Annotated in this window: 7 protein-coding genes and 1 tRNA gene; 3 read left to right on the top strand and 5 right to left on the bottom strand. The window is 67.7% G+C overall.

All coding sequences use genetic code 11. The features are described 5' to 3' along the window. From MIC448_RS05390 to MIC448_RS05375, 4 genes are all read right to left on the bottom strand, one after another. On the bottom strand, positions 1-1,147 hold a 1,147-nt coding region (locus MIC448_RS05390; RefSeq protein ID WP_036297102.1), incomplete at its 3' end, for a CpaF family protein. Between the two features lie 113 nt (positions 1,148-1,260). Beyond that, entirely contained in the window at positions 1,261-1,698 is a 438-nt protein-coding gene (locus MIC448_RS05385) for a hypothetical protein (protein WP_051513190.1), read from the bottom strand. Between the two features lie 56 nt (positions 1,699-1,754). Next, positions 1,755-3,104 (bottom strand): permease prefix domain 1-containing protein, encoded by a 1,350-nt coding sequence (locus tag MIC448_RS05380; RefSeq protein WP_036297080.1) that lies wholly within the window; start codon positions 3,102-3,104, stop codon positions 1,755-1,757. A 1-nt stretch (position 3,105) separates the two neighbouring features. Then, the gene (locus MIC448_RS05375) at positions 3,106-3,477 is read right to left on the bottom strand and encodes a PadR family transcriptional regulator (protein ID WP_036297078.1); all 372 of its coding nucleotides are present in this window, start codon (positions 3,475-3,477) and stop codon (positions 3,106-3,108) included. A 106-nt stretch (positions 3,478-3,583) separates the two neighbouring features. Between MIC448_RS05375 and MIC448_RS05370 the strand changes: the two genes are divergently transcribed. Together MIC448_RS05370 and MIC448_RS05365 are read left to right on the top strand one after the other, a co-directional pair. After that, a tRNA-Leu gene (locus MIC448_RS05370) sits at positions 3,584-3,665 on the top strand. A gap of 64 nt (positions 3,666-3,729) precedes the next feature. Continuing rightward, the gene (locus MIC448_RS05365; RefSeq protein ID WP_036297076.1) at positions 3,730-4,524 is read left to right on the top strand and encodes a DedA family protein; all 795 of its coding nucleotides are present in this window, start codon (positions 3,730-3,732) and stop codon (positions 4,522-4,524) included. Between the two features lie 111 nt (positions 4,525-4,635). On the opposite strand, the gene MIC448_RS05360 is transcribed toward MIC448_RS05365, so the two are convergent. Then, complete coding sequence (locus MIC448_RS05360; RefSeq protein ID WP_036297074.1) at positions 4,636-5,523, bottom strand: Ku protein; 888 nt, start codon at positions 5,521-5,523, stop codon at positions 4,636-4,638. Positions 5,524-5,629: 106 nt separating this feature from the next. On the opposite strand from MIC448_RS05360, the gene MIC448_RS05355 reads away from it, so the two are divergent. Further along, entirely contained in the window at positions 5,630-8,197 is a 2,568-nt protein-coding gene (locus MIC448_RS05355; protein WP_036297072.1) for an ATP-dependent DNA ligase, read from the top strand. Positions 8,198-8,219 lie beyond the last annotated feature (22 nt).

Here is an 8,219-nt window from a genome sequence, read left to right as displayed (position 1 = left end):
ATGCGTCGCCCCCGACCCGCTCGACCTCGATCGCTCCCCCGACGATGCGGCCCGTCGTCGCCGCGATCTCGCTCACCCGGCGCCGCCCGTCGGCGGAGCGCGAGCAGTGCACGACCAGGTCGACGCCGGCCGCGATCGCGGGCAGGACGAAGGATGAATCGATGTTGCGACCCGCCAGGAGCGGTAGCGCGGCCAGTTTGGCCAGAGCGTCCTTCGCGGTGTTCGCGTGGATTGACGCCATGCCGGGAACACCCGTGTTGAGCGCAAGCACAAGGTCGAGTGCCTCAGCATCACGCACCTCACCCACGACCAACCGGTCCGGGCGCATCCGCAGCGCCTCTTTCACCAAGCGACGGAGCGAGACCTCGCCGGTGCCTTCGAGACTCGGCTGCCGTCCCTGCAGCGCCACGATGTCCGGGGCATCGACCCCCAGCTCGAACGTCTCCTCCACAGTCACGACTCGATGATCGGGCGGGCATGCCGCGATCAAGGCCGCGAGCAGGGTCGTCTTGCCCGCGTGGGTGGGACCAGATACCAGGATGCTGCGGCCTCCCGCGATCGCATCGCGCAGCAGGTCCGCGTCCTCTCGACGCAGCGACCCCAGCGCGATGAGAGCATCGAGGTCGCGATAGGCGGGCGTGAATTTGCGAATGTTGACCGACCAATGGCGGCGGGTGATATCCGGGATCACGACATGTACGCGGGACCCGTCCGGCAGCGACGCGTCGACGAACGGCTGGCTGAGGTCGACCCGCCGACCGGTCGGATGCAGCATCCGCTCGACCAGGTCGCGCACCTGCTCATCGGTCAAGCGGACCGGCAGACGCTCCGCAACACCGAATCTCGCGGCGAACACCTTGTCAGGAGCGTTTATCCAGATCTCCTCGACCGACGGATCGTCTAGATACGGCTGCAGCGAACCGAAGCCCGTGACCTCGGCGAGCGCACCACGCACACATGCCGCCTCGTCTTCGACCAGCGCCATGCCGCGGGCCAGGGCAACGTCGTTGTGCCGCCGCACCTCGGCGAGGGCGAAACGATGTGCTGCGTCGGGGTCGCGGGCAGGGTCTATCCGTTCGGCCCGGAGCCGGTCGCGCACCCGAGCCGCCACCGCCGATTGAGGGGACGCCTCGGGTGGGAGGCCCATTGCGTTCAGGGCGGCGGGGCTCGGGGCGGTCGACACAGGGGCATCCTCGCAAGATGCCCGCTGCGGCGGCCGGACTTATCCACAAGCGGCGCGCGCGCCGGACCGCCGACCGTTCAGCCGCGCCGGACGCCGTAGCGCTGTTTCTGCTCGATACCCACGTCGCGCCGCAGCACGCCGAGACATGCGAAGGTCAGCGCGAGTTGCGCGATCCCGGCAGCGATGTAAATGGTGTGCAGGATCGAGTACACCGGCAGCAGCACGACTTCGATGTAGATCCACAACACCATGCCGAACCCCGCAACGGCGTTCGCGAACAACGCCCACGGGCGTCGCGTCAGCAGCAGAACGAACGCCAGCACCTGCGTCCCCCCGACCACGATCAGGAGTATCAGACCAGCGCCGAAGAAGGTGAACCCGGATTCTTCGATCCACCAGGTCGGCATGCCGAGCGAACCCGGCGCCATGAGCCCGATGCCTCCTCCCACCGCCGAGAGCGCGTTGAACCCGGCGACCACGAGCAACAGGGTGCGCCACAACCGAGATGTGTTCATGACTCGACGCTACGAACCGGGCGCAACAGCCCACAGTGCCGAAAGTCCCGGACGGATCAGACGAACGCGAACAGGACCGGCACGATCAGCACCACGCAAACCGCCCACACGCCGAACACGGGCAGATACGACGTCTGCCAGCGCACCAGACGCGACACCGTTGAGCGCCCGATCAGAAGCCGGATCGACAGCCACGCGGTTACCGCCAGGTTGACGATCAGCAGCACGTTCAGGCCGATCGCGGCGACACGGTTGGGAGTAAGACCGAGCTCACCGATTCGTCCGATGAGCGAGCCGAGCACCAAGGCATCCAGCACCAGTGCCGCCACCACCGCCACGAGACGGATGACGTCCATCGCGCCGGCCCGCGCCGTTTCGGGGCGGGCCGAGAGACCGTAAAGCACCAGGCCGAGCACGACGAGGAGTAGCACGTCGAAGCCCGTCAACAGGTCGCGGTCGAACTCACGACCGATGCCGACAACGGCATACAGTACCGCGGCGACCACCAGCATCACCGCGAACAGGGGCGTGAAGATCGCCGTCAGGACGGGCGCGATGTTCTCGATCACGCTTTTCTTGGCCTCGACGAGCCACGCCGCGACGATCACCGCAGCCGCGCCCCCGGAAGGCAGCGTCCATTTGTCCAGGCTGCTGATCGACTCCGGCGCGATCGGCGAAATCACCAGAACGGTCAACCCGATCAGCACGCCGCCACCGAGCGCGATCAACACGACGTAGATCGCCCACTCCCCCGTGAACCGAATGAAGTCCATACGCCGAGCACTCGACCGCCACTCCGCGCCGACATACGCAGCGCCCACGACGAACCACAGCACGACCGGCAGATGTATCGCCACGAGGGTCGCGGTCGACGACGAATCGTCGAACGGGAACACGTTCACGGCGATCGCAAGCACCGCCACGATCGCCCCGAGCACCAGGACCCGGCCACGCGTCATCCCCCGCGTCCAGGCGAGGTACCCCGCCAACACGGGCAGCACGATCAGGCTGATGTTCCGGGGGAACCACGACGCCAGGCCGCCGTCGCTCTCGGCGCCAACGCGTGCGACCTGAATCGAGACGGCCGCGAGCACGGCGAAGACGATCATCACGAACATCGGATGCTTCGACCGCGCATCACTCGCGTCCACCTCGGGCGCGAGCACCAGATGCTTCCACAGGCGATCGCCGTGCTCGCGGGCGTACTCCGCGGTCAGGCGATCCGCCGCCCCGAGCCGCTTCAGCGCGATCAAGAACGCCTCATCTTCACTCAACCCCGACTCGGCGAGGTCTTCCGCCTGATCGCGCAAGTGCTCCTCGAGCTCGTCGAGGTCCGCCGCGTCGATCACCCGGCCGCGTGCCAGCGATGCCCGCCACTGCTGCACGCCCTCGTCCAGCGCACCCATGTCAGGCCCCCGCCACGACGATGCCGCCCGGAAGGCCACCCGGGGCAGTCAATCCCCAGATGCCGCTGAGCGTGCGGGTTGCGGTGGCCCACTGCCGGCGCTGCTCGACGAGCTGCGCGCGTCCGGCATCCGTGATCCGGTAGTTACGACGGCGGCGCCCCTCGGGCGAAACGCCCCATTCGGCTTCGACATGCCCCAGCCGATCCAGTCGATGCAGCAGCGGATAGAGCATCCCATCCGTCCACTCGAGTTCACCCGCCGACAGCTCGCGAACGCGCTTCAGAATGGCGTAACCGTAGCTCTCACCGTCGTTCAGGATCGCGAGAACAAGTGGCGCAGCCATCGCGGCGACCAGGTCTTTGTCGATGTTCATGAGACCTCCTACCCTCGAAGCACTATACATTGCACTGCTATGCATAGAGCGGGTAGCCATCGAACACTCGGGAACGGGCGATCTCGCCGGTAGACTGTTCGCACCCGCGGGAGTGGTGGAATTGGCAGACACGCAGGATTTAGGTTCCTGTGCTTTCGGGCGTGTGGGTTCAAGTCCCACCTTCCGCACGGGCCGATTCTTCATCCATCCGTGGCGTCGGCGACCCGCCCCAGAACGACGGGAAAGTAACTCGTGCAGCCTGTAGCCCTCATCCCCTGGCTCGATCCCGCGGCGATCATCGAATGGGCAGGCCCCTGGTCGCTCGTCGTGGTGTGCTTCATCGTGTTTGCGGAGACGGGCCTGCTGGTCGGATTCCTGCTGCCGGGCGATACCCTGCTCGTCATCGCGGGGCTGCTCTCACACTCGACCGCGGTCGCCCCGAACGGTGTCTTCGGGTTGAACGTGTGGTTGGTGGCGTTGCTGATCGGGCTCTCGGCATTCGTCGGCGGTGAGGTCGGATACCTCATCGGGCATAAGGCAGGTCCCGCCGTGTTCGAACGCAAAGAATCCGGCCTCTTCAGCGTCAAGAACGTCGAGCGCACCAACGCGTTCTTCGAGCGGTTCGGCGGAATCACGATCATCCTGGCCCGCTTCGTGCCGATCGTCCGCACCTTCGCTCCGGTCGCCGCCGGTGTGGGCCACATGCACAAGGGCAAGTACACGCTCTACAACCTGATCGGCGCGGTCCTCTGGGGCTTCGGCCTGACGATGTTCGGCTACGTCATCGGGTTCATCCCGTTCGTGCGCGACCTCGTCACCGAGTACATCGACGTCATCCTGCTCATCGCCGTGGGCGGTACCGCCCTGGTCACCGCCTGGCACTACTTCAGCGAGCGCCGCAAGGCCAAGAAGGCCGCCGCGGCGGGCGAAGATGTCGTCACGGATGCCGTCGAGGCCCAGGAGCTCGTGCTCGAGCCCGAGGTGTTCGAGAAGGCACCCGAGATCGGCCACCACGACTCAGACGGCGAGCCCCGCCCCGGCGCTTGACCGCGTGCCGTCCGCACGGCCGTCCGCGCGACACCCCGTGCACCCGGCTCCGCAGCGGCGCGTCGAACGAAGGGCCGTGCGGACGGTACATGAGTCGGGTCGGGAAGCTCGTCAGGAGGCCTTCGCGGCCTTCTTTTTCGGCGCCGCCTTCTCGGCGGGCTTAGCCGACTTCTTGGCCGGGGCATCTTTCTTCGCCCCTCCGCCCTCGCGCGCGGCGCGGGACCGCTCGACGCTCGCGCGGAGGGCGTCCATCAGGTCGATGACCTCGCCACCCTTGTCGTCGTCCGCGCTCTCGCCGAAGGTCGCCGACGTGTCGAGCGTGTCGCCCTGCTCGAGCTTCGCCTCGATCAAGGTCTTGAGCTCGCGTTGGTAGTCGTCGACGAACTCGTCGGGGCGGAAGTCCTCGGCAAAGCTGTCGACGAGACTCGCCGAGAGTTCGAGCTCCTTGGCCGAGATCTTCACGGGCTCATCGAGTGAGGGGAAGGATGCCTCGCGCACCTCGTCCGACCACAGCAGCGTCTGCAGCACGAGCACATCGCCCCGCACCCGCAGCGCCGCGAGACGCGTCTTCTGGCGCAACGTGAACCGCACGATCGCGGTGCGGTCGGTCTCTTCCAGAGTGCGCCGCAACAGCACATACGCTTTGGGCGATGACGAATCGGGCTCGAGGAAGTACGAGCGGTCGAGCATGATCGGGTCGACCTGCTCCGACGGCACGAACTCCACGACCTCGATCTCGCGACTGCGCTCGGAGGGCAGCGACGCGATGTCATCCTTCGTCAGCACGACGGTCTGCTCGCCGTCGTCGTACGCCCGATCGATGTCGGCGTAGGGCACGACCTCGCCGTCGATCTCGCAGATGCGCTGGTACCGGATGCGTCCACCATCGGCCGCATGCACCTGGTGCAGCGACACGTCGTGATCCTCGGTAGCCGCATAGACCTTGACCGGCACGTTGACGAGGCCGAACGCGACGGCACCCTTCCAGATCGCTCTCATAGGGCAAGTCAATCGCTTCCGCTGTCGCAAATCGACCCCTTGACTCGGGCTCAGCATCGATGTGCGACAGCGGAGCAGTCCGAGAGTGCGCGGGTACCCTGGGCGGATGGCCGGGGAGCAGGTGGTGCGCGTCGCGGGGCGTCGCCTGCGCCTCTCGAACCTCGACAAGGTGATGTATCCCGAAACGGGCACCACCAAGGGCGAGGTCATCGCGTACTACACGCGCATCGCGCCGTTCCTGATCCCCCACGTGACGGGGCGACCCGTGACCCGCAAACGCTGGCCGGATGGTGTGGGCACGGCGGAGCATCCGGAGTCCTCGTTCTTCGCGAAAGACCTCGAGGCCGGCGCGCCCGACTGGGTTCGGCGCACCCCGATCGAGCACTCCGGCGGCCCCAAGGACTATCCGCTCGTCGGGGACGTCGCGACGCTCGTGTACCTCGCGCAGGTCGCCAGCCTCGAACTGCACGTGCCCCAATGGCGGTTCACGCCGGAGGGCGGCCGCGGCAACCCCGACCGTCTCGTGCTTGACCTCGACCCCGGTCCGGGCGTGGGGCTCGCAGAGTGCGCCGAGGTCGCCCGCTGGTGCCGCGACATCCTCGCCGGGATGGGCTGGGACGCCTATCCCGTCACGAGCGGCAGCAAGGGGATCCACCTCTACGCCGCGCTCGACGCGAAACAGACCAGCGACCAGATCTCGGCGTTCGCGAAGGAGCTCGCGCGGGCGGTCGAGGCGGATCATCCCGACCTCGTCGTCAGCGCGATGAGCAAAGCCGCGCGCCCCGGCAAGGTGTTCATCGACTGGAGCCAGAACAACGGCGCCAAGACGACGATCGCGCCCTACTCGTTGCGCGGACGCCTGCGCCCGATGGTCGCGGCGCCCCGAACCTGGGCAGAACTCGACGATCCCAACCTGGCGCACCTTGACTTCGCCGAGGTGCTCGATCGCGTCGAGAACGATGGCGACCCCCTCAGCGCACTGGGCTTCCACGCGGGCGGTCGCGCCGCTGACGATGGACCCCTCGCCGTGTACATCGCCAAACGCGAGGCGGGCAAGACCCCCGAACCCGTGCCGTCCAATGCGCTGGGTGCCTCCGAAGCATCCGGCGAACGCCCGCGGTTCGTCATCCAGGAACACCACGCGAGCCGCCTGCACTGGGACTTGCGCCTCGAGCGAGACGGAGTGCTCGCCAGCTGGGCGGTGCCTCGCGGCATCCCCCCGACCGCCGCCCGCAACAACCTGGCCGTGCAGACCGAAGACCACCCCATGGAGTACGCGGAGTTCGAGGGCACGATCCCCGCGGGCGAGTACGGCGCGGGCTCGATGACGATCTGGGACGACGGCCGCTACGACCTCGAGAAGTGGCGCGACGACGAGATCATCTTCACGCTGTTCGGGCGCCCAGGAGGCCCGCTCGGTGCGGTGCGCCTCGCGCTCATCCGCACAGACGGCGACGGCGAAAAGTCGACCTGGCTGCTGCATCGGATGAAGACGGATGCCTCGGGTGCGACGCAGACTGACGGGGCGCCCGTCGTCGCCCTGGACGAGATCGGCGACATCGATGACGAAGCCCCGCCTTCCTCGAACGAGCACGGGGGCGCAGACGTCGAGGCGAAACCGGAGGCGTCCTTCCGCCACGAGGCACAAGCGCCATCCAAGACGAGGCCGAGCTCCGACGTCCCCTCCGGCGAGCGCTTCACCCCCATGCTCGCAACAGGCTCCGCGCCCGGGCTCGCGGCCGGGGCGATCCGGCGCTGGTCGGCACGCGCCGGCGCGGATCCGTGGGTCGAGTTCAAGTGGGACGGCATCCGCGCCCTCGGCGTTTGGGACGGTGAGACTCTCCGCCTCATCGGTCGTCGTGGCACCGACATCACCGCACGCTACCCCGAGCTCACGGCCGAGCAGCTCGGGCTGCCACCCGAGCCCGCGGTGCTCGACGGCGAACTCGTCGCGCTCGACGAGACCGGCCGACCCAGCTTCTCGCTGCTGCAGCACCGCATGAATCTGGTGAAGGCGCAGGACATCGCCGTCGAGGCCCGGCGCACTCCCGTGACCTACTACGTGTTCGACCTCATCGAGCACGACGGAGAGGATGTCGCAGCCCTCCCCCTGCGCGAGCGTCGGGCCCTGCTCGAGCGCGTCGTCGCAGAAGCCCGTCCTCCGCTCTCTGCCCCGCCGGTCTTCGACGACCTGGACGCCGCCCTCGCTACCGCGCGCGAGTTCGGGCTGGAGGGCGCGATGGTGAAAGACCCTACATCGGCGTATCGCCGCGGCATCCGCACCGAGTCCTGGCTGAAGGTCAAGCTCACACACACGCAGGAGGTCGTGATCGGGGCCATCCGCCCGGGTCGCGGCGGCCGGAGCGGATCGATCGGTTCGCTGCTGCTCGGTGTGCCGGGTCCGGATGGGCTGCACTACGCGGGGCGGGTCGGAACCGGGTTCAGCGATGCCACGCTCGCGCGGCTCACGGAGGCACTGACGCCGCTACGTACAGACAAGAATCCCTTCGTCGGCATCCCGGCGGCGGATGCATCGGATGCCCTGTGGGTGCGGCCCGAGCTCGTCGGCGAGGTGGAGTTCGCCGAGTGGACCCGAGATGGTTCGCTGCGTCACGCCCGTTGGCGGGGACTACGTCCTGATAAGGACCCCGCCGACGTGGTCCGCGAAAGCTGATGCCTGGCTGCTCCCTTCGACA

It is taken from the genome of Microbacterium sp. C448, assembly GCF_000582705.2.
GTDB lineage: Bacteria > Actinomycetota > Actinomycetes > Actinomycetales > Microbacteriaceae > Microbacterium > Microbacterium lacus_A.
This window is presented reverse-complemented; position numbering and strand designations above follow the sequence as displayed.

What these genes read in the sequence shown, in the direction of transcription:
- MIC448_RS05385 (WP_051513190.1), bottom strand. Translation starts at nt 1,698, where the DNA reads ATGAACACATCTCGGTTGTGGCGCACCCTGTTGCTCGTGGTCGCCGGG.
- MIC448_RS05380 (WP_036297080.1), bottom strand. Translation starts at nt 3,104, where the DNA reads ATGGGTGCGCTGGACGAGGGCGTGCAGCAGTGGCGGGCATCGCTGGCA.
- MIC448_RS05375 (WP_036297078.1), bottom strand. Translation starts at nt 3,477, where the DNA reads ATGAACATCGACAAAGACCTGGTCGCCGCGATGGCTGCGCCACTTGTT.
- MIC448_RS05360 (WP_036297074.1), bottom strand. Translation starts at nt 5,523, where the DNA reads ATGAGAGCGATCTGGAAGGGTGCCGTCGCGTTCGGCCTCGTCAACGTG.
- MIC448_RS05355 (WP_036297072.1), top strand. Translation starts at nt 5,630, where the DNA reads ATGGCCGGGGAGCAGGTGGTGCGCGTCGCGGGGCGTCGCCTGCGCCTC.